Annotated in this window: 20 protein-coding genes; 10 read left to right on the forward strand and 10 right to left on the reverse strand. The window is 67.6% G+C overall.

From position 1 onward, the window contains the following. Nucleotides 1-180: 180 nt before the first annotated feature. The 4 genes from AC1DGI_RS00005 to AC1DGI_RS00020 all read right to left on the reverse strand — a co-directional run bounded on the left by AC1DGI_RS00005 (nucleotide 181) and on the right by AC1DGI_RS00020 (nucleotide 2,788). Nucleotides 181-444, reverse strand: coding sequence for a GlsB/YeaQ/YmgE family stress response membrane protein (locus AC1DGI_RS00005; RefSeq protein ID WP_441399651.1), 264 nt, complete (start codon nucleotides 442-444; stop codon nucleotides 181-183). Between the two features lie 206 nt (nucleotides 445-650). Next, nucleotides 651-1,622, reverse strand: a complete 972-nt coding sequence (locus AC1DGI_RS00010; protein WP_441399652.1) for an aldo/keto reductase — start codon at nucleotides 1,620-1,622, stop codon at nucleotides 651-653. An 18-nt stretch (nucleotides 1,623-1,640) separates the two neighbouring features. Beyond that, the gene (locus AC1DGI_RS00015) at nucleotides 1,641-1,850 is read right to left on the reverse strand and encodes a dodecin (protein ID WP_441399653.1); all 210 of its coding nucleotides are present in this window, start codon (nucleotides 1,848-1,850) and stop codon (nucleotides 1,641-1,643) included. Between the two features lie 86 nt (nucleotides 1,851-1,936). Further along, nucleotides 1,937-2,788, reverse strand: coding sequence for an SGNH/GDSL hydrolase family protein (locus AC1DGI_RS00020; RefSeq protein ID WP_441399654.1), 852 nt, complete (start codon nucleotides 2,786-2,788; stop codon nucleotides 1,937-1,939). A gap of 142 nt (nucleotides 2,789-2,930) precedes the next feature. Here AC1DGI_RS00020 and AC1DGI_RS00025 point away from each other — a divergent pair, with 142 nt between their 5' ends. From AC1DGI_RS00025 to AC1DGI_RS00040, 4 genes are all read left to right on the forward strand, one after another. After that, complete coding sequence (locus AC1DGI_RS00025; RefSeq protein ID WP_476897292.1) at nucleotides 2,931-4,265, forward strand: acyltransferase family protein; 1,335 nt, start codon at nucleotides 2,931-2,933, stop codon at nucleotides 4,263-4,265. Further along, on the forward strand, nucleotides 4,262-4,606 hold the full coding sequence (locus AC1DGI_RS00030; protein ID WP_441399656.1) for a GNAT family N-acetyltransferase: 345 nt from the start codon (nucleotides 4,262-4,264) through the stop codon (nucleotides 4,604-4,606). The genes AC1DGI_RS00025 and AC1DGI_RS00030 overlap by 4 nt, the downstream gene beginning before the upstream one ends. Nucleotides 4,607-4,690: 84 nt before the next feature. Next, on the forward strand, nucleotides 4,691-5,404 hold the full coding sequence (locus AC1DGI_RS00035) for a hypothetical protein (RefSeq protein WP_476897293.1): 714 nt from the start codon (nucleotides 4,691-4,693) through the stop codon (nucleotides 5,402-5,404). A 34-nt stretch (nucleotides 5,405-5,438) separates the two neighbouring features. Continuing rightward, nucleotides 5,439-6,227 carry an SDR family NAD(P)-dependent oxidoreductase gene (locus tag AC1DGI_RS00040; protein WP_476897294.1) on the forward strand — a complete coding sequence of 263 codons (789 nt, stop codon included), beginning with the start codon at nucleotides 5,439-5,441 and terminating at the stop codon, nucleotides 6,225-6,227. Nucleotides 6,228-6,346: 119 nt separating this feature from the next. On the opposite strand, the gene AC1DGI_RS00045 is transcribed toward AC1DGI_RS00040, so the two are convergent. Then, nucleotides 6,347-7,936 carry an MFS transporter gene (locus AC1DGI_RS00045; protein WP_476897295.1) on the reverse strand — a complete coding sequence of 530 codons (1,590 nt, stop codon included), beginning with the start codon at nucleotides 7,934-7,936 and terminating at the stop codon, nucleotides 6,347-6,349. 400 nt (nucleotides 7,937-8,336) lie between these two features. On the opposite strand from AC1DGI_RS00045, the gene AC1DGI_RS00050 reads away from it, so the two are divergent. Together AC1DGI_RS00050 and AC1DGI_RS00055 are read left to right on the forward strand one after the other, a co-directional pair. Then, nucleotides 8,337-8,570, forward strand: coding sequence for a hypothetical protein (locus tag AC1DGI_RS00050; protein ID WP_441402550.1), 234 nt, complete (start codon nucleotides 8,337-8,339; stop codon nucleotides 8,568-8,570). 122 nt (nucleotides 8,571-8,692) lie between these two features. Continuing rightward, the gene (locus AC1DGI_RS00055; protein ID WP_476897296.1) at nucleotides 8,693-8,950 is read left to right on the forward strand and encodes a hypothetical protein; all 258 of its coding nucleotides are present in this window, start codon (nucleotides 8,693-8,695) and stop codon (nucleotides 8,948-8,950) included. A 256-nt stretch (nucleotides 8,951-9,206) separates the two neighbouring features. Here AC1DGI_RS00055 and AC1DGI_RS00060 read toward each other — a convergent pair whose 3' ends face one another. Next, nucleotides 9,207-10,202 carry a LacI family DNA-binding transcriptional regulator gene (locus tag AC1DGI_RS00060; protein WP_441402552.1) on the reverse strand — a complete coding sequence of 332 codons (996 nt, stop codon included), beginning with the start codon at nucleotides 10,200-10,202 and terminating at the stop codon, nucleotides 9,207-9,209. Nucleotides 10,203-10,493: 291 nt separating this feature from the next. Between AC1DGI_RS00060 and uriH the strand changes: the two genes are divergently transcribed. Genes uriH through AC1DGI_RS00075 form a run of 3 tightly spaced genes read left to right on the forward strand, consistent with a single transcriptional unit; the run spans nucleotide 10,494 to nucleotide 13,833 of the window. After that, entirely contained in the window at nucleotides 10,494-11,459 is a 966-nt protein-coding gene (gene uriH, locus AC1DGI_RS00065) for a uridine-preferring nucleoside hydrolase UriH (RefSeq protein WP_476897297.1), read from the forward strand. Continuing rightward, nucleotides 11,456-12,880: a uridine transporter UriT gene (gene uriT, locus AC1DGI_RS00070; RefSeq protein WP_476897298.1), complete on the forward strand. Its 1,425-nt coding sequence runs from the start codon at nucleotides 11,456-11,458 to the stop codon at nucleotides 12,878-12,880. The genes uriH and uriT overlap by 4 nt, the downstream gene beginning before the upstream one ends. 2 nt (nucleotides 12,881-12,882) lie before the next feature. Beyond that, nucleotides 12,883-13,833: a ribokinase gene (locus tag AC1DGI_RS00075; RefSeq protein WP_476897299.1), complete on the forward strand. Its 951-nt coding sequence runs from the start codon at nucleotides 12,883-12,885 to the stop codon at nucleotides 13,831-13,833. Nucleotides 13,834-13,872: 39 nt separating this feature from the next. Here the strand turns inward: AC1DGI_RS00075 and AC1DGI_RS00080 are convergent, their stop codons facing one another. Then, nucleotides 13,873-16,407: an ATP-dependent DNA ligase gene (locus AC1DGI_RS00080; RefSeq protein ID WP_476897300.1), complete on the reverse strand. Its 2,535-nt coding sequence runs from the start codon at nucleotides 16,405-16,407 to the stop codon at nucleotides 13,873-13,875. Nucleotides 16,408-16,447: 40 nt separating this feature from the next. Between AC1DGI_RS00080 and ku the strand changes: the two genes are divergently transcribed. Further along, complete coding sequence (gene ku / locus AC1DGI_RS00085) at nucleotides 16,448-17,488, forward strand: non-homologous end joining protein Ku (RefSeq protein ID WP_476897301.1); 1,041 nt, start codon at nucleotides 16,448-16,450, stop codon at nucleotides 17,486-17,488. Between the two features lie 42 nt (nucleotides 17,489-17,530). Here the strand turns inward: ku and AC1DGI_RS00090 are convergent, their stop codons facing one another. From AC1DGI_RS00090 to AC1DGI_RS00100, 3 genes are all read right to left on the reverse strand, one after another. Next, on the reverse strand, nucleotides 17,531-17,818 hold the full coding sequence (locus AC1DGI_RS00090) for a DUF7218 family protein (RefSeq protein ID WP_476897302.1): 288 nt from the start codon (nucleotides 17,816-17,818) through the stop codon (nucleotides 17,531-17,533). A 2-nt stretch (nucleotides 17,819-17,820) separates the two neighbouring features. After that, the gene (locus AC1DGI_RS00095) at nucleotides 17,821-18,315 is read right to left on the reverse strand and encodes an SRPBCC family protein (protein ID WP_476897303.1); all 495 of its coding nucleotides are present in this window, start codon (nucleotides 18,313-18,315) and stop codon (nucleotides 17,821-17,823) included. A 643-nt stretch (nucleotides 18,316-18,958) separates the two neighbouring features. Further along, complete coding sequence (locus AC1DGI_RS00100; RefSeq protein WP_441402245.1) at nucleotides 18,959-19,237, reverse strand: HPr family phosphocarrier protein; 279 nt, start codon at nucleotides 19,235-19,237, stop codon at nucleotides 18,959-18,961. Nucleotides 19,238-19,245: the final 8 nt, after the last annotated feature.

Genomic DNA, 19,245 nt, shown 5'->3' on the forward strand with positions numbered 1-19,245 from the left:
TCGTCGCCGCTGCCTTCGCGCCCCAACCCATCTCGAACAACGCTACCGCGGCCTCGCGCTGTTCCTCAGATAACGAACTACTGTCCTGCATAAAACTGCTCCCCGATAGAAGGACCGATTTCTCAGTCCAACTTTCGGGGAGCAGTTCACCCCGGGACCGGCCTTTGTTAGCTTCAGCCTTTAGCGGGCCGTGCGCTTGGTGATCATGCCGTAAATCAGGAGGACGATGATCGAGCCCACGATGGCCAGGAGCCACGTGGTCAGTGAGAAGAATTCCTGCAGTCCCGTGCCGAAGATCAATCCGCCAAGCCAGCCGCCCAGGAAGGCGCCCACGACGCCGAGCAGCAGGGTGATCAAAATGCCACCGCCCTGACGCCCCGGCAGGATAGCCTTAGCGATTGCACCGGCAATAAGACCCAGAATCAGAAATGCGAAAAAACCCATTATTTTGGCCCTTCTCTTTCATTGAGGAGACACCCGGGTTGCCGGGTGCGCTTCATCCTTCTGTCTAAATACTAATCATGCTTACTATCAAAACGCCACTCGGTAGCCGCGAGAGCTGCGGAAATCCTATTGTTCACGGGGAATTTCCCGCTGTTCCGTGCAGGGAAAAGCTTTCCCGATCTCGCTGTCGTCGGATACCGGCGGATTCACCAGGCATAATCCTCGGGTGCCGTCCGGTGGCCGGGAAAAATGGCGTCGAGGCTCTGGAGGGCTTCGACGTCGAGCTCGATGGAGAGCGCCCGGAGGGCGGCGTCCAACTGCTCTTGGGTGCGCGGACCGACGATGGGCGCCGTCACCGCAGGCTGGTGCAGCAACCACGCCAATGCCAGCGCCGCGGGCTCGTGGCCCAGCTCCTCGGCGAAGGCCTCGTAGCGGCGGATCTGGTCACTGTGCTTCTTGAGAGCTTCCAGGGCCCGGCCTTCCGACCTGCGGACGCCGGCGTCCTCTTCTTTGAGCACTCCGCCTAGCAGCCCGCCGTTCAACGGTGACCAGGGCAGGAGCCCCAGGCCGTACTGCTGTGCTGCCGGGATCACCTCGAGTTCGGCGTTGCGGGTCAGCAGGTTGTAGATGGACTGCTCGCTGACCAGGCCGTTCGAATGCCGGCGGTCCGCGGCTTCCTGCGCCCGGGCCAGGTGCCACCCGGCGAAGTTGCTGCTGCCCGAATAGAGGATCTTTCCTTGTTGCACCGCGACATCAACGGCTTGCCAGATCTCCTCCCAAGGGGTGTTCCGGTCCACGTGATGGAACTGGTACAGGTCGATGTAGTCCGTGCCGAGGCGCTTAAGGCTGGCGTCGAGGGCGCGGCGGATGTTCAGGGCCGAAAGCCTGGACTCATTGGGCCGGTCCGACATGGTGCCGTACACCTTGGTGGCGAGCACCGTGCGCTCACGTCGCTCGCCACCTTTGGCGAACCACCGGCCGACAATCTCCTCGGTCCAGCCCCGGGCCTTGGACCCGCCGTAGACGTTGGCCGTGTCGAAGAAATTGATGCCGGCGTCGAGGGCGGAATCCATGATCGCGTGGGCGGCAGGTTCCTCGGTCTGCGGCCCGAAATTCATGGTGCCCAGGCAGAGGCGGGAAACCTTGAGGCCGGACCGGCCCAGCTGGCTGTACTGCATGCGGGGACCTCCCGGACCTCAGCGCTCCAGCCGGAACCCGAGCTTGATCGTCACCTGCCAGTCGATGACCTCGCCGTTCTCGAGGTGCCCGCGGATCTCCTTGACTTCGAACCAGTCCAGGTTCCGCAGCGTTTTCGCGGCTTCGGAGACACCGTTCCGGACGGCGGCGTCCACGCCTTCGTTCGAGGTCCCGACAATTTCGGAAATGCTGTAAGTGTGATTAGGCAACTTCGCTCCTCATGATCGTTCTGCGGGCCGTTCAGGTCTACGGCTGGGAGCCGTGCCGAAAGGTTAGCCGACAGTTTCCGGCCAGGCTAGGGGTGTGCTGCTTCGCCGGGTCCGCGGAAGACCGGGCCCGGCTCGGGGCGTTTCGCGGCAGGAGGACCGTCGGCGCCGCGCGGCCGTACCCGCTGCATCATCCAGGGCAGCAGGTAGTGCGTGGCCCAGGCGAGGTCGCCGGCCCGCGTCGCCCGCCAGTTACCGGCCGGCAGGGGTTTGGGCTGCAGCGGCTGCAGGGTGTGCGGGACGTGCAGTGTATCCAGCACCATGCTGGCGATTGTGTGGTGGCCGAGCGGCGAGAAATGCAGGCGGTCCGGATCCCACATCTGCGGGTCGCTCAATTGTCGAAGCGTCCACAAGTCGGCGATCACGCCGTGGTGCCGCACGGCGATGGTCCGGATGTTCTCGTTGAAGACGGCCACCTTGCCGCGGATGTGGTTGAACAGCGGCGTATCGCCCCAGTCCGGTCCGGTGAAAAGCACGACGGTGGCGCCGGTGGCGGAGAGTGCCGCCACCGCTTCGTCCAGGCTCACCGCCAGTCGGTCGGGATCGCGACGGTGAAAGACCAGGTCGTTTCCGCCGGCGGAAAGCGTGACGAGGTCCGGTTTCAGGGCGATCGCCGGGCCGAGTTGCTGGTCCACAATCTGCTGCAGCACGAGACCGCTGATCGCCAGGTTGGCGTAGGAAAAGTTCGGGCGAGAGGCAGTGAACTCCTCGGCGATCCGGTCGGCCCAGCCCCTCACGCCGCCCGGGTTCAGTGGCTCGGGATCGCCTATGCCGGCGGTGAACGAGTCGCCTAGCGCGACGTAGCGCTTCCAGGGGCCGGGCGCTGTGGCGGGGACTCCTTTGCGGGCGATTGCCGGGTTGATAAAGCTGGCCGCGTTCACCTTTCCAGCAATACGCCGGAAAGGCCGACGCCACTAGGTCCATTTGTCCCTATCGAGCGGGGATTAAGCCTTGCGATCCCGCGGGCTGGGCCGACAATGGAGGAAAGCGGACGTTGAACCGGCCGCCACTGTAAGGAACACCATGCAGCAGCCCGCAAGCGGTGAAGCAGCAGCAGCTGCGCCGGAGCGCGACCTGGTGATAGACCTCGCCCGGTTCTTTTGTCTCGCGCTGGTGGTGGTGGGGCACACGATGATGGTCAGCCCGGTCCTGCACCCGGACGGCACCGTGAGCTCCCAAAACACTCTGGGGGAGCAGCGCTGGTTCGAGCCCGTGGTCTGGGTGCTTCAGGTGATGCCCCTGTTTTTCGTCGCCGGCGGCGTCACCGGTCTGCATTCCTGGCGACGGCTGCGATCGGCCGGCGGCAACGCCATCGAATTCGTCCAGGGCCGGTTGTTGCGGTTGATCCGCCCGGCCGCGGTGCTGCTGGCCGCCATGTTTATCGGCTTGTGGGCCGCGCGTCTCAGCGGCGTGGACCCTCAGGTGATCCAGCTGCTGGCCAGCGGCGCGGGCATGCCGTTGTGGTTCCTGGCCGCTTACCTCGCGGCGCAGCTGAATCTCCCGTGGCTGTCCGCGCTGCACGACCGTGCGCCCTGGCTGACCTTGGCCGCCCTCGTCTCCCTGGTGGTGGCGGTGGACTGTGCCCGTGGTGCGCTGCCGTGGCTGGCCTACGCCAACATGGTCTTCCTGTGGTGCGCTGTGCAGCAGCTCGGCTTCTTCGTGGCCGACCGGAGGATGCCGGGGATCGGGCCGTCCGGACTGCTCGGCCTTGTGGCGGCGAGCAACCTGTTGCTCGGGCTGCTTGTGCTGCTGCGGCTGTATTCCGGCAACATGCTCGTCAACCTCAACCCGCCCAACCTGCCGCTGTTCCTCCTGGCCGTCTCCCAGGCCGCGTCGCTGCAACTGCTGCGGCCCGTACTGGTCCGGCTGGCGGCCCGAGCCCTGGTCCGTAGGCTGCTGGCCGGGGCCGGACGCCATTCCCTGACCGTCTACCTCTGGCACCTGCCACTCCTCGCAGGCATGTCCGGCCTGATCCTGCTCTCCGGTCTTCCACAGCCTGCGGGGGGAACTGCCGCCTGGTGGTGGACCAGGCCCCTGGTGCTGCTCGGCGTCGTCGGCCTGCTGCTGCCGGTACTGGCCGTGTTCGGGCGGCTGGAACAGCGGCCGACGTCGACTGACCCATCGCGCGCGCGGCCGGCCGTCGCCGTGGTGACAGCCGCCGTCGTGGTCTTCATCCCGGTGGCCGACGCGGCCCTCAACGGCCTGACGGTGGGACTGCTCGGCGGCGGGGCAGTCAGCTTCGCTCTGGCCGTGCTGCTGCTGGGCCGGGTTCCGGCACGGGGCTCCTCCCACAGTGGTCCGGGCGGATCCGGACTGGCATTGCCACACCCGCCGTTAAGTGCCAATGTCGAACCATGACGGAGAACTCGGTAGGTACTGAAGACACGTTCGCCACGGACGTCTTCACGAGCCGCAACGATGCCCTGCACCGCTACGAGTTGCATGTCGGCGGCGAGCTCGCGGTCCAGGTGCGCTACATCGACCGGCCGGGCCACATCGATTTCATCCACACGGAAACCGCTGAAAAGTTCAAGGGAAAAGGTTTGGCCGGGGTCTTGGTGCACTTCGCACTGGACGACGTGGTGGCCTCCGGGAAGCGGATCATCCCGGACTGCCCCTACGTCTACCGCTACCTGCGCAAACATGATGCCTACAACCAGTGCATCGACTGGCCCGAACAGGCGCCCGCCGGGGCCTGAACGCTTGTGAGCCGCGTGACAAGTCCGTATGGTTGAGGTTGAGTTATGCAGTTGGCTCAAGGACGAGTCTTTTTGGAGAACCCCGTGAACCACAAACTGCGTGTGCTTGTCCGAGTGGAAGTCGATCCCGGACATGTGACCCTGGAAGTCACCGGTTGCCTGACCCAGGCAAACTACCCCGCCCTGCTGCACATTATGCGGCGCGCCAGCCGCCTGGCCGCGGGCTCGGATGTCAGCATCGACCTGCACGGATCCTCGCACCTCGACCCTGAGATCCTGCTTTACCTCCGGCAGCTGGCGGCAACTCAGGCCGAGGGCTTCCGGCTGCTCCTTCAGGAACCGGCGGAACTGCCGATTTGCCTGTTGCACGTGGGGTCCGACGGCGAGGTCCTCGCCGGCCTGGACGGCGATCTCCGCGGAGCCGTCAACGGGCGCCTCACTGACCAGCTTGAGCAGTTCGACCAGCTCGACCAGCCCGACGGCTTCGACGAGGCGGCGAACAGCCCGGCGCCGGGCGGCGCGGTCAGCGCCGCGGCGGACGGTCCGGATCTCATCGAAGGCATGGCGCTCTCCGATTATTTTGAGGGCACCCTGGACCCTGCCGCTACGGTACAAGCGCTGTCCGACGTTGCCCTGGGGCAGTTGGCAGACGCCCTGTACCGCCATCTGGACACCCCCAGCCCCTCCTTCGGAGCGCACACCTGGTATGAGCTTGCGGCCGAAGAGCTGCAGCAACGCTACCGGGCCGCAGAGGGCCCGGCGGAAGACGAGCTTGCCGCGCCTCCGGCCCTGGCCTGATCACCCGGCTGGCCAGGGCAGCTAGGCTTTGGCTATGAACACCCCCGCCGAAGGATCACCGGCTATGGCCACCACCGCCCTGATCACCGGAGCCACTGCGGGGCTCGGTGCCGAGTTCGCGCGCCAGCTCGCCGAACAAGGACACAACGTGGTCCTGGTGGCCCGCGATACTGCACGCCTGCAGGCCAGCGCGGCGGAGTTGGCGAACCGCTACGGCGTGCGCGCCGAGGTGCTCGCAGCGGACCTGACGGACGACGGCGGCGTGGCCGCCGTCGTCGAACGCCTCAGCGACCCGGCGCGGCCGGTTGAGATCCTGGTGAACAATGCGGGCATGGGGCTGCTGCGCTCCTTCGCGGACAACGACATCGCCGAGGAAAAACGGCACCTCAAGCTGCATGTCGAGACGGCGATGGAACTGGCGCACGCCGCGCTGCAGGGCATGCTGCAACGGCAATCGGGTCGGATCATCAACGTGGCGTCCGTGGCGGCATTTCTGCCGCGCGAAACGTATTCCGCCGCCAAGGCGTGGCTGCTCAGCTTCAGCCGCTGGGCCAACCTTGCCTATGCCGGGCGCGGGGTGAAGGTGACGGCCGTCTGCCCCGGCTTTACGCACACCGAATTCCACGACCGGATGGGCATGGACACAGCAGTGGCCCCGGCCTGGATGTGGCTGCGGGCCGAACAAGTGGTGCGCGAGGGTCTGGCCGACAACGGAAAAGGCAGGGCCGTCTCGATTCCGAGCAAACGCTACAAGCTCCTCGTCGCGGCCGCGCGCGTGGTTCCCAACCGTTTTGTCGCGGGGCCGCCGCGCCGGCCGAAGTAGACGGCCGCAGCAGCGCGCGGGCCTGCCAAAGGCCCGCCCCGCGGGCTTCCCTGGCAGGGAAAGCGCGCGCGACGGGCCTCTCTGGGCGGGGCGCTGGAGCCGTACTGGCCGGCCTGGGACTAGACCCGGGACGGAACCCTGCCGGCGTCGCCGTCGTTGCTTTCCATTGCGGTGAGCGGCATATCCATGTGCTCAAGGTCGATCAGCGGGTTCTCGTCCTGCGTGGCGACCAGTTCGCGGGCTTCGGCCTGGGTGTCCACGCTCGGCATCGAGCCGGGCAGCGGCATCTGGGCGGACTCCTTGAGGAAGTAGATCGCCACGGCGCCGATCGCCGAGGTGGCCATCAGGTAGTAGGCCGGCATCATGTCGTTGCCGGTGGCGTTGATCAGGGCGGCAACGATGAACGGGGTGGTGCCGCCGAAGATGGCCACCGAGAAGTTGTACGCAATGCCCATGGCGCCGTACCGGCTGGCCGTCGGGAACTGGGCCGGCAGCGCGGAGGCCAGGTTGGCCACGTAGAACGTCACAGGGAACGCAATCAGGGAAAGTCCGGCCAACGTGGACCAGATTTCGCCGATGCCAATCAGCAGGAACGCGGGGGTCGCCAGGACCACGGTGCTGATGGCACCGATCCACAGCACCGGGCGCCGCCCGATCCGGTCGGAGAGCTTGCCGGTCAGCGGAATGCAGAGACTCATGATGACAAGTACGGGGATCGTCAGCAGGGTGCCGTGCAGTTCGTCGTAGCCCTTGGACTCGGTGAGGTAGGTCGGCATGTACGACGTGAGGGCGTAGCCGGCCGTGTTGGCTGCGGCCACCAGGACCATCGCGACGATGATAGAGCGCCAGTAGGCCTTCACAATGCCCACCGGGCCCTTGGACGCGGCCGTGTCAGCGGCGGTGGCATCCTTGGCGAGGTTCGCCTGGGCATCGAGGGTGGCTTGGAACTGGGGGGATTCCTCGATCTTGCTCCGGAAGTACACGGCGATCAGGCCAAGCGGACCGGCCAGCAGGAACGGAACACGCCAGCCCCATTGCTCCATGCTGTCCTGGCCGAGAGTCAGCTGCAGCACGGACACGAGGGCGGCGCCGGCGGCGAAGCCGAGGTAGCTGCCCATGTCCAGGAAGCTGGCGAAGAATCCGCGCCGTTTGTCCGGGGCGTACTCGCTCACGAAGGTTGTGGCGCCGGCGTACTCGCCGCCGGTGGAGAAGCCCTGGATCACCTTGAACAGGACCAGCAGGACAGCGGCCCAGATGCCGATCTGGGCGTAACCCGGCAGGAGGCCGACGGCGAAGGTGCTGGCCGCCATGATCATAAGTGTCGCGGCGAGGACCTTCTGCCGGCCGACCTTGTCGCCAAGCCAGCCGAACACGACTCCGCCGAGGGGGCGGGCGATGAAGGTGGCGGCGAAGGTGCCGAGCAGGAAGAGGGTCTGGACGGACTTGTCCGCCTCCGGCAGGAATACCGGACCCATGGTGGTGATCAGGTAGCCGAACACGCCGACGTCGTACCATTCCATGGTGTTACCCACGATGGTGCCGCCGAGGGCCTTTTTGAGCATTGGCTGGTCGACAACGTTGACGTCGGACTCACGGAGCCGGCGGCGCCGCAGTTTCGGTTTCTTGGCACCCTTGGGTGCAGCTTGGTTGGTTCTGCTGGCGTTCGAGACGCCTGCTGAAGAGTCGGTCGTGCTTCGGTCTTTGGGCATTTGGGCCGCTCCTAGGGAGGTCATTTGCTTACGACTTGTAGCTGCCCCGCTCCGGGCAGGCTTTCAATTTTACGTGGTTTCCATGGATTTTCCGATTTCGGTGCCGTATGATGCCGGAATTTTCGGCCCAATCGGCCCCTAATCAGGGAGTTCTTTTCCCCGCTTTCACCGCGCGGCTACTGGGAACTGAAGACATTCGTTCCGAAGCCGCCAAACTTTTTCCACAGGCGCGCTCTAGAGGCCGGTTTTAGACCCGGATTGATGTTTCTGGCAACCCCACGGGAGCGCCGCTGGGGCGCCGCAACGAGGGTGTTCAAGGGGATCCCTGGCCGCATAAAGTGGAGCCACCCGGGTGCCGGGAAGAGGCAGGCGGGCCAGGCCACACAAGGAGAGTGGTTCCATGACCGACGAAGACAGCAGCAAGATCAGCGATACAGACGTGGAAGACGCCGGGAAACAGCCCGGAGCCGAGCGCCCCGGGACGGGCATCAAGTCCCGCCTGACCGAGGCTCAGAAGGACATGCTCGCCAGCAAATCGCGGGGCGGCGCCTCCACGCAGAGCATCGGGCACAGCCACAAGCCCACGCACGCCAGCGGAAAGCAGGGACCGGCGGAGAAAAAGGTCCGCTGGTAGTTCCTGCAGACATCTCCTCCGGGCCGACCTACGATGGATGAACACTTCGTTTCACGGCACATCGGCAGTCGGCACATCGTTGCCCGGCACATAGTTGTCCGGCACAGTGGAAGGGAAGAGCAATGGCGGAACACCACCCCGTAGACGGGATCGAGCCTGAGGTAGCCAGCCATCTGGCCGAAACCATGGACGAGGCCCCCGGACCCGAACCCGCGCACCACCTTCCACCCCCGGCGTCCGAGGGCCAGCAGTGGCCGGACGGCAGCGGGAAGCATCGCCACCCCAAGGAACACGACCCCAAACACGGCCGGCCGGGCCAGGAGGCAGCGGTAAACGCGGTCCACCGGACCGGCAAGCCGGACGTCCCGCACTCCTCGTAATCGCGCGGGTTGGTAGGGGTACCGGGCTGATTCACCTTCCCGCACGGTGGGGCGCGGGCGTGGCCACTGGACATGTCCTCCTGCGGATTGGCGTAGCTTCCGGGGGACATGCGCCGCGCCGAGACCGGGGGATGGGCATATGCCCGTTGTGCCCAATCGCGGGCGTCAGGACTGGGCATGTCCTCCCCGCGCGGGGAGGTTCTCGCCCCCAACCCTCCCGGTCAGCTCGGCACCCCACAAGTTGACGAGGTTTGCCCTATGGGCGGTCCGCCTGACCCGTGGTGGACGCGCGCTCGATCAGCGTACTGGCCAGGGTCTGCTGCGGTTCGGTGAGCATGCCGCCGCGCATCAGCTCCTTCAACGCGCGGCCCGCCTGTTCGCCGAGGGCCGCCGCCGGCAGGTGCACGCTGGTCAACGCCGGGCTGCTGGTGGCCGAGTATGGCAGATCGTCGAATCCGGCCACGGCCAGCCGCCCGGGAACCACGATGCCGGCAACCCGGGCCTCCTGCAGGACACCGTAGGCGTGCGTGTCAGTGCAGCAGACGACGGCGGTGATCCCGCTGTGCTGCCAGGCCGGCCACGAACCGGCAAAGGCGGCGGCCGCGGCGCCGACGTCGATAGGGGTGCTGGCGACGGCGCCGTCGGGCACCTGGATGCCGCTGGCGGCGGCCTGCGCCAGGAACGCGTCCCGCCGCACCCGGAAGGTTGCCGTCCCGCTGGTGCTGTCCAGATATGCCACCCGCGTATGCCCCAGATTCGCCAGGTGTTTGGCAAGCTCGCGGGCGCCATGGCCGACATCGAGGTTCACGGAGGGCGCGTAGCCCTCAACGCCGGGCGCATCCAGCAACACCACGGGGGCAGTGCTGTGCAGCCGGTCCAGGAACGCCGCATCCGGGGCATCGACCAACAGCCCGGCCGGCCGCAGGGACATCAGGGCACGGACTTCCTCCGGCGTGGGCAGCTGGCCCGGTTCGCTGACCGCCAGGAGCAGCTGGTACTCCGCGCCCAGAGCGATCCGCACGCCGGCGATCACCTTGGCAAAGAAGGGGTTGGCGACGTCCGGTGCGGCCAGAATGACCAGGTTGCTGCCGCCCCGGGCCAGCGAGCTGCCAATGCCGTCCACTACGTAGCCGAGCTCGTCAATCGCCTGGCTGACTCGGGCGATTTTGTCCGCCGAGACGCGGCCCGCCGTCTTGCCGTTGGCCACCAGGGAGACCGTGGCTATCGAGACGCCGGCCCGGGCGGCCACCATGGCGGCCGTGACGCGCGCTCCCGGCGTGCCGCCCACCGCCCTTTCCGCAGCCTTGGCACGAAGAGCGCGGGCGGGAACGGTAGCCGCCGGGGCGGCGCCGCGCCGGGGGGTGGATTCGTCGTTGGGCCGCATTCCTCGATGCTATCGGTCCGGAGCCCCATCGGGCGGGACATGGCATCAAACGTTTGACGCAATTCGCGTTAAGCGTTTGACGCGACGGCGGCGTGGTGCCACACTTTTTCTATCTGACTCTGCTGCACCATGCAGAGGCCCCAAAGACGTGGAGTAATCATGACTGTCCCATCCGGCAAGCCGCGCAAGATCATCCTGGACTGCGATCCCGGCCACGATGACGCCGTCGCCCTCCTGCTGGCGCACGGCAACCCGAACATCGACCTGCTGGCCGTGACCACTGTGGTCGGCAACCAGACGCTGGAAAAGGTGACCCGCAACGCCCTGGCCGTGGGCACCATCGCCGGCATCACCGGCGTCCCGTTCGCCGCCGGCTGCGACCGCCCGCTGGTCCGAAAAATCGAAACGGCGCCCGACATCCACGGCGACTCCGGCATGGACGGCCCGGCCCAGCCCGACTCCGCCATCACCCTGGACCCGCGCCACGCCGTCGACCTCATCATTGAGACGATCATGGCCCACGAGCCCGGCACCGTGACCCTGGTCCCCACCGCGGGGCTGACCAACATTGCGATGGCGGCCCGCAAGGAGCCGCGCATCGTTGAGCGCGTGCAGGAAGTGGTCCTGATGGGCGGCGGCTACCACGTGGGCAACTGGAGCGCCGTGTCCGAATTCAACATCATCATCGACCCCGAAGCCGCCCACATCGTGTTCAACGAAAAGTGGCCGGTGGTCATGGTGGGCCTGGACCTCACGCACCAGGCGCTCGCCACCCCCGAGGTGGTGGCCCAGATCGAGGCGGTGGGCACCAAGCCGGCCAAGTTCGTGATGGAGCTGATGGAGTTCTTCACCAAGACCTACAAGGACGCCCAGGGCTTCGATTTCCCCCCGGTGCACGACCCCTGCGCCGTGGCCTACGTCATCGACCCGACGGTCATGACCACCCGCAAGGTACCGGTGGACATCGAGCTCACCGGCACGCTCACCCTCGGCATGACGGTGGCCGACTTCCGCGCCCCCGCACCCGCCGACTGCCACACCTCCGTCGCCGTGGACCTGGACCATGCGAAGTTCTGGAACCTGGTCACGGACGCCCTCGTGCGCATCGGGGAGGTTGAGCAGTGAGCAACTCCCTGACCGGCTCCAAGTCCGGCACCGCCAATGTCGCCGCGCTGATGACGGCGCTGCTGGCCGCCTGCGTGGCATTCCAGCTCAATGCCTCCATGCTCAGCCCCGCCCTGGTCACCATGGGCCGGGAGCTGAACGCGGACCAGGCCGTCATCGGGCTGTCCCAGACCTCCTTCTTCACCGCCGCGGCGCTGTTCTCGCTGTTCCTGCCGCGCTTGAGCGACATCGTGGGCCGCAAGAAGATCCTGGTCAGCATGATGGTCCTGATGGCCGTCGGCTCCGTCATCTCCGCCCTGGCACCCGACGTCACCTGGCTCTTTGTGGGTCGCATCATCCAGGGCGTCAGCGGCCCCACCGTCCCGCTGTGCCTGATCATGCTCCGCTCGGCGGTCAGCGAACCGAAGAAATACGGTGTCCTGATGGGCCTCATCACCGCCGTCAACGGCGGCATCGCCGGCGTCGACTCCTTCGTCGGCGGCTACTTCGCCGAGCACTACGGCTTCCGCAGCATCTTCTGGCTGATGGTGGGCCTTGGCGTCGTCGCCACGGCCCTGGTCGTTTGGCTGGCCGGCGAAAGCAAGCCCGGCGAGGGCACCAGGATGGACTGGACCGGCGTGTTCTTCATCGTGGTGGCCGTCGGCGCCCTGCTGACTGCGCTGAACCAGGCCTCCGGCCTGCTGGCCGGCTTCTCCGCCGCGACGCTGGCCTGGTCGGTGGGCCTGGCCGTCGTCGCCGTCGTGGCCTTTGCGCTGTTCTGGAAGACCGAAAAACGCTCCAAGCACCCGATGGTGGAGGTGGCCCACCTGCGCCAGCGTGCCACCTGGGCTCCCCTGCTGACCACCACGCTGACCATGACGGGCATCTTCGCCGTCATCAACGGCATCGTGCCCGCCTTCGTGCAGGCCGCGGACCCCGGTTTCGGGATCGGCGCCACCGAGATGTCGCTGCTGATCCTCACCCCGTACGCGCTGCTGGGCTGGGTCTTTGGGCCGATCAGCGGCCGGCTGGCACCCGTGCTGGGCTACACCCGGGTGCTGCGCATCGGCATGGTGGGATCGCTGGTGGCGCTGGCCATCATCGGTTTCTTCGGCCTGCACAACCTCGGGTTCATGATCGCCGGGACCGTACTTCTCGGCATCATGTACGCCGGCACCGTGAATATCATGCTCAACGGCCTGGGCGTCGTGCTCTCACCCAAGGGCAACCCCGGGTTCCTGCCGGGCATGAACGCCGGCGCCTTCAACCTGGGCGCCGGATTGAGCTTCCTGGTGCTGCCGGCCGTGCTGGCGTCCGCGGGCTCCATGGGCGGCTCGGGCTCCTATCTGGCCACCGTGGTGGTGGCCCTGGTGCTCACCGCCCTGGCGCTGGGCGCCTCGATGCTGATCCCCAAACCGGTTGAGGCCGAGGTGGGGCACTGACTATGAATGCACCGACCAACACCGCTAACGCCGGCCGCATCGTGGTGGTGGGCTCGCTGAACGCGGACCTGACCATCTACACCGAGCGGTTGCCGCTGCCCGGCGAGACCCTGCACGGCAGCGGCTTCGCGGTCAACCCGGGCGGCAAGAGCGCCAACCAGGCAGTGGCCGCGGCCCGTCTGGGCGGTGCCGTCACGCTGATCGGCGCAGTGGGAGCGGACGACAACGGCGCCATGCTGCTGGCCTCCACGGCCGGCGCCGGCGTGGACGTCACGCGTGTCCGGAAAACCGCCGAGCCCACCGGCGTCGCGGTGATTTCCGTGGACGCGGCCGGGGAAAACTCCATCATCATCGCCGCCGGCGCCAACGGCACGCTGGCGCCGGAGCACGTGGACCCTGCCGCCTTCGACGGTGCCGCCGTCGTGGGCCTCTGCCTGGAGGTGCCGCTGGAGACGGTGCAGGCGGCTGCGCAGGCCGGGCGCGACGCCGGCGCCCGGGTGCTGCTGAATCTCTCGCCGTATGCGCCGATTCCGGCGGCCCTGGCCGGGCTGACGGACGTGCTGCTGGTCAACGCCCACGAGGCCTCGCAGTTCCTTGGCGGCTTCGAACTGCCCTCGCCGGCGGCCCCCGAGGCCGACTGGGAGCCCGCCGTGGCGCAGTTTGCCGCGCACGGGCTGATGCAGGTGCTGGTGACGCTGGGCTCGCAGGGATCGGTGGCGCTCGACGCCTCCGCCGGCACCCCGGTGGTCCGGATTGCCCCCACCCGGGTGGAGGCCGTGGATACCACCGGGGCCGGGGATGCCTTCACCGGGGCGGTCGCCGCGCGCCTGGCCGCCGGGGACACCCTGGTGGAAGCCGCCCGCTACGCCTCCGTGGCCGCGGCCATGGCGGCCACCCGCAAGGGCACCCAGACCGCCTATCCCACCGCAGCAGAGGTCAGCGACTTCCGCTAGCTTCCGCAGCAGCTTGTGAGGGTCCGCCGCGGCGGACCCTCACAAGGGTTCGACGACGACGTCCGCCGGGGCCTTGTCCAGGCGCCAGCCGCGCCAGACCGGGTGACGGAGCCTCCCGCTTCCGGTCCATTCACCGAACGTAACCTCGCCCACCAGCTTGGCCGACACCCACCGGGCGTCCGAAGCGTCTTCCGCCGGGACGTCGGCGAAGGGCGACGTCTTGCGCGGCATTGCATCGAGCTGTTGGCGCAGTTCCTTGAGCTCGCGGGTGCTGAACCCGCTGCCCACCCGGCCCACGTAGCGCAGCTTCGGCCCGTCCGGGATCCCCAGCAGCAGCGACCCGACCGAGTCGCGGCGGCCGCCGTTGCCCGGCCGCCAGCCGCCGACCACCACCTCCTGGGTCTTCTCGAACTTGAGCTTGAGCCACGAGCGGCTCCGCTGCCCGACGTAGCGGCCGTCCACGCGCTTGGCCATCACCCCCTCCAGCCCCAGCTCCTCGGCGCTGGCCAGGATGTGCCCGACGTCGGCGTCGATCACCTCGGACAGCGCCACCGGACAGCCGCCCGGCCCGGGTACGTGGCCGAGGAAGGATTCGAGCCGGTCCCGGCGCTCAGCCAAGGGGCGCCGCCGGAGGTCCTCGCCGCCCTCGGTAAGCAGATCGAAGAGCATCAGCCGCACCGGGGTTGCGGCTTGCGCCTTCGCGACGTCGGCCGGTTTGCTCAGCTTCATCCGGCCCTGCAGCAGACCGAAATCGGGGCGGCCGGACGGCCCGACGGCGATGATCTCACCATCGGCGGCGAAGTCCTGCGGGGGCCAGCAGGCCCGGTCCGTAAGTTCCGGGTAGCTGGCGGACATGTCGTTGCCGTTGCGGCTGATCAACCGGATCCGGTCCGCGTCACCCAGGACCAGGGCCCGAACTCCGTCCCATTTGAGTTCGAACTGCCAGTCCTTGTCCGCCAGGTCCGCCCGGGTCCCGGCGCTGGCCAGCATCGGCGCGAGCTCTGCCGGGGCAGGGGCCCGGGCCGAGTGCGGCGCCGAAGTTTCCGTCGTTGCCGGCGCCGCCGGCGCCGGGCGTTCCGTCGTCGTGTGGTTCGACAGGGCAGCAGGAGCCTCCATCAGGTGGATGAGCCACTGGTCGTTCGCCTGTCCGGTGTGGATCAGGGCGAACCGCCGGACGCCGCCCAGGCCGCCTCCCTCCCGCCCGGACAGGGTGGCGATGACTTCTTTGCCGGCGATCCACTTCTCGCACTCGTAGTGCCCTTGGTCCCAGATGCTGACGGTCCCGGCCCCGTACTGACCCTTGGGGATGGTGCCTTCGAAGTCCGCGTAGTCCATCGGGTGGTCCTCGGTCTGGACCGCGAGGTGGTTCCTGGCCTTGCTGGTGGGGACTCCCTTGGGCAGCGCCCAGGACACCAGGACGCCGTCGCGCTCGAGCCGGAAGTCGTAGTGCAGCCGGCTGGCGTGGTGTTCCTGGATGACGAAGCTCTCCCGGAGCGTGCCGCCGTCGTAGCTGCCGCGGTGCTGCTCCGCGGTAAATGGCTCCGGCGTGAGCGCCGCATCCCGTTTGGTCCGGTATTTCTCCAGCCGGGGATCGGTGTCGCCGCCATCGCCGACGCCCGCGGGCCGTTGCGATCCCCGCCTCGGGGCGTCGGCGTCGTCGGCGTCCGCGGCAGCGAAGTGGTGCGCGCCGCCGGAGATGGCGGCGAAGGGGTCGTTGCCGGCCCGGACCCGTTCCATCACCTCCAGGTAGTCGAGCTGGTGCAGCGAGGGGGAGTCGAGTTCCTGCCAGGTCCGCGGCGCCGCCACGGTGGGCCGGAGCCTGCCGCGCAGCGAGTAGGGCACGATGGTGGTCTTCGCGGAGCTGTTCTGGCTCCAGTCCACGAGGACTTTGCCGGTGCGCAGGGTCTTTTTCATGTCGCTCACGGCCAGCTCCGGGTGGTCGGCTTCCAGCGCCCGGGCCAGTTCGTGGGCAAACTCCGAGATCTGGTCCGAGCTTTGCGTCCCGTCGAGTGCGGCGTAGAGGTGGATGCCTTTGCTGCCGCTGGTCACAGGCACCGGCTCCAGGCCAACGTCCTGCAGGATGCTGCGGGCCAGTTTGGCGACCTCCACGCACTCCGCCAGGCCGGCGCCGTCGCCGGGGTCCAGGTCCAGCACCAGCCGGTCCGGCGGCAGGGTGTTGCCGTGCGGGTCCACCCGCCACTGCGGCACGTGGATTTCCAGCGACGCGATCTGCGCCAGCCAGGTGAGTGTGGCGGGGTCGTTGACCAGCGGGTACTGGATGGTGCGTTCCTTGTGGGTGATGGCGGCGCGCGGCACCCAGCCCGGCGCGGAGTGGTCCAGGTTCTTCTGGAAGAACATCTCGCCCGGCGCCCCGGCGGTCCCCACACCGTGGACCCAGCGCTTCCGGGTGGCGGGCCGGTTCGCCGCGGCGGGGATCAGGACCGGCGCGACGGCGGCGTAGTAGGCGAGGACATCGGCCTTGGTGGTCCCGGTCTCCGGGTACATGATCTTGTCCAGGTTGGTCAGCACCAGTTCCCGGCCGTCAACCCGCACGCGTTCCCTACTCTCAGCCAAAACACTTCACCTCCGTCCGGCTCTGGTGTTCACTTGAGCCATGAGAGCCATCTGGAAAGGCGCGATAGCGTTCGGGCTGGTCAACGTGCCGGTCAAGGTCTACAGCGCGACCGAGGACCACGACATCAGCCTGCATCAGGTCCATAACGCCGACGGCGGCCGGATCCGGTACCAGCGCCGGTGCGAGATCTGCAGCAAGATCGTCGACTACGAGGACATCGACAAGGCCTACGAGGACGATGGCCGCACGGTGATCCTCAGCCGCGACGAACTCAAGTCGATCCCTGCGGAGAACAGCCATGAGATCGAGGTGGTGCAGTTCGTGCCCGCCGAGCAGCTCGATCCGATGATGTTTGAAAAAAGCTACTACCTCGAGCCGGACGCCAAGTCGCCCAAGGCCTATGTGCTGCTGCGCCGCGCCCTGGAAGACACGGACCGGGTGGCGGTTGTGCAGTTCGCGCTGCGGGAAAAGACCCGGCTGGGGGCGCTGCGGATCCGCGGCGACGTGTTGGTGTTGCAGGGGCTGCTGTGGGCCGACGAGGTGCGCGAGGCGAGCTTCCCCGCGCTCGAAACCAGCGTCCGTATCTCGGCGCAGGAGCGCGAGATGTCCGCAGCCCTGGTGGACTCGATGGCGGCCGACTTCGAACCCGAGCAGTTCACGGACGACTACCAACTGCAGCTTCGGCAGCTGATCGACGCCAAGATCGAGCAGGGCGAGTCGCTGGACACGGAGGAGACCTTCGGTGCTCCGGCGGCGGAGGCGGGAACCGGTGAGGTGATCGACCTGATGGATGCGCTCAAACGCAGCATCGAGCGCAAACGCGGCGCGGCGTCCGGCGGCGTCGGGGTGAGCGACGGAGGCGGTGGCGCAGCCGGCAGCAAGGCGAAAACCGCTGCTACCAAGCCTGCTCCGAAAACCGCAACCAGGTCCACCGCGAAGACGGCCGCCGCGAAGACTCCCGCGGCGAAGTCCGCTGCTGCGAAGGCTCCCGCGGCGAAGACCAGCGCGTCCAAGGCTCCCGCGGCGAAGACCAGCGCGTCCAAGGCGGCTGCCCCGAAGGAGGCACGCAAGGGTGCCTGAGCCCGTGCGCGGGTTCTTCGCCCGCGGGGCCGCCGCCATTGATCAGGAATTCCGCAGAGCGGAGATCAGTTCGCCCTTTTTCTTGGCCGAGTAGCCTTTAAGGCCGATCTCCTTGGCCTTTGCCTTCAGCTGCGGCACGGTCCAGTCCTCGTAGTCGCCGGACTTGCCGCCCTTGCGGCCCACGGAGGAGCGGCCGCGCTTGGCTGCCGCGTTCGAAATGCGCGCAGCCTTTTGCTTCGACGCGCCGTCCTCCAGCAGCGCTTCGTAGAGTTCGGGGTCCTTGATGCTCGGGCTTTCGGAACCCTGCGGCGCCCCCTTCTTAGTGGCCATGGCTACCGCGGTCCCTCCGCAGCGGGCTCGACGTCGTCGACCTCGCCCCGGTCAACGGACGAGCGCCACTCGCCGGTTTCGATGCCGCGTGACTCGATGAACTCTTTGAATCTGCCCAGGTCCGCGCTGACCTGCCGGCTGTCAGCACCCACGGCGGAACCGGCTTTTTCCAGCACGCCCTCGGGTTCCCACTCGAGTTCGACGTTGACGCGGCTGCGCTCGGAGCCGAGGGATTCAAAGGTGACGGTGCCGGCGTTGCGGGGTTTGTCCGCGCTGACCCAGGCGATCCTGCGGTCCGGGGTCTGCTCGGTGATCTGGGCCAGGAACTCGCGCCGCACGCCGGCGATGTCGGTGTGGAACTGGAGGGAAGTCTCGTCGATCTGCTCGACGGCTTCGACCCCCTTCATGAACTCGGGAAAGGTCTCGAACTGGGTCCACTGGTTGTACGCGGTGGATACCGGGACGTCGACTTCGATGCTCTCCTGCACGCTTGCCACGGGGTGATCTCCTTCGGGGCGGGGACGCGGTTCCTGCGGCAATCCATGCCGGCGCCGCGGTTCCAAACTATCGGCGCCTGCCGGCCGTGACAAGCATGCACATCACCGGCCCGTGAGCGTGGTCGTGCGGGGTGGGGCTGGTGGCAGTCGCACTTACGCGGTCCACCCGGACATGCCCTCCGGGCCGACCCGCGACTGGACATAGTGCCCATATGTCCACCATTCGCGGCCAAGACTGGGCATGTCCCACGGGGTTGGCAACGGGGACTGGGCATGTCCCACCGGGCCGGCAACGAAGATTGAGCATGTCCTGCCAGGCTGGGAGGGTCCACCGGACATGCCCTCCGGGCCGACCCGTGACTGGACATAGTGCCTATATGTCCACCATTCGCGGCCAGGACTGGGCATGTCCCACGGGGTCGGCAGCGAAGATTGAGCATGTCCTGCCAGGCTGGGAGGGTCCACCGGATATGCCCTCCGGGCCGACCCGCGACTGGACATAGTGCCTATATGTCCACCAGCCGCGGCGAGGACTGGGCATGTCCTACGGGGCCGGCAGCGGGGACTGGGCATGTCCCTCGGGAACGGCGCAGGCCCGCCGCCCGAGAGGGGCGACGGGCCTGCGGCCGTGCAGGGGGTACTGCTATTCGGCGTCGTGGTCCGTCTCAAGGATCTGGACCAGGCGGTCGAGGGCGGCGTCGGCGCCGTCGCCCTCGGCCCGCAGCACCACAACCTCGCCGTGCGATGCGCCCAGGCTCATCAGCGACAGGATGCTGGCGGCGTCCATGGCCTCGTCCTCGGGTTCGCCGAGCCGCGCGATGGTGATGTCGAGATCGAACTCGCCTGCGGCCTCGGCGAAGATGGCGGCCGGGCGGGCATGCAGCCCCACGCGGCTGGCAATGGTGGCGTTACGTTCGGTCATTTCTGCTC

This window comes from Arthrobacter sp. 05N428_2 (assembly GCF_056397065.1).

Coding starts and splice junctions, on each gene's coding strand:
- AC1DGI_RS00055 (WP_476897296.1), top strand. CDS start 8,693: ATGGCGGAACACCACCCCGTAGACGGGATCGAGCCTGAGGTAGCCAGC.
- uriH (WP_476897297.1), top strand. CDS start 10,494: ATGACTGTCCCATCCGGCAAGCCGCGCAAGATCATCCTGGACTGCGAT.
- AC1DGI_RS00045 (WP_476897295.1), bottom strand. CDS start 7,936: ATGCCCAAAGACCGAAGCACGACCGACTCTTCAGCAGGCGTCTCGAAC.
- AC1DGI_RS00025 (WP_476897292.1), top strand. CDS start 2,931: ATGCAGCAGCCCGCAAGCGGTGAAGCAGCAGCAGCTGCGCCGGAGCGC.
- ku (WP_476897301.1), top strand. CDS start 16,448: ATGAGAGCCATCTGGAAAGGCGCGATAGCGTTCGGGCTGGTCAACGTG.
- AC1DGI_RS00050 (WP_441402550.1), top strand. CDS start 8,337: ATGACCGACGAAGACAGCAGCAAGATCAGCGATACAGACGTGGAAGAC.
- AC1DGI_RS00060 (WP_441402552.1), bottom strand. CDS start 10,202: ATGGTGGCCGCCCGGGCCGGCGTCTCGATAGCCACGGTCTCCCTGGTG.
- AC1DGI_RS00010 (WP_441399652.1), bottom strand. CDS start 1,622: ATGCAGTACAGCCAGCTGGGCCGGTCCGGCCTCAAGGTTTCCCGCCTC.
- AC1DGI_RS00100 (WP_441402245.1), bottom strand. CDS start 19,237: ATGACCGAACGTAACGCCACCATTGCCAGCCGCGTGGGGCTGCATGCC.
- AC1DGI_RS00005 (WP_441399651.1), bottom strand. CDS start 444: ATGGGTTTTTTCGCATTTCTGATTCTGGGTCTTATTGCCGGTGCAATC.
- AC1DGI_RS00075 (WP_476897299.1), top strand. CDS start 12,883: ATGAATGCACCGACCAACACCGCTAACGCCGGCCGCATCGTGGTGGTG.
- AC1DGI_RS00040 (WP_476897294.1), top strand. CDS start 5,439: ATGAACACCCCCGCCGAAGGATCACCGGCTATGGCCACCACCGCCCTG.
- AC1DGI_RS00030 (WP_441399656.1), top strand. CDS start 4,262: ATGACGGAGAACTCGGTAGGTACTGAAGACACGTTCGCCACGGACGTC.
- AC1DGI_RS00090 (WP_476897302.1), bottom strand. CDS start 17,818: ATGGCCACTAAGAAGGGGGCGCCGCAGGGTTCCGAAAGCCCGAGCATC.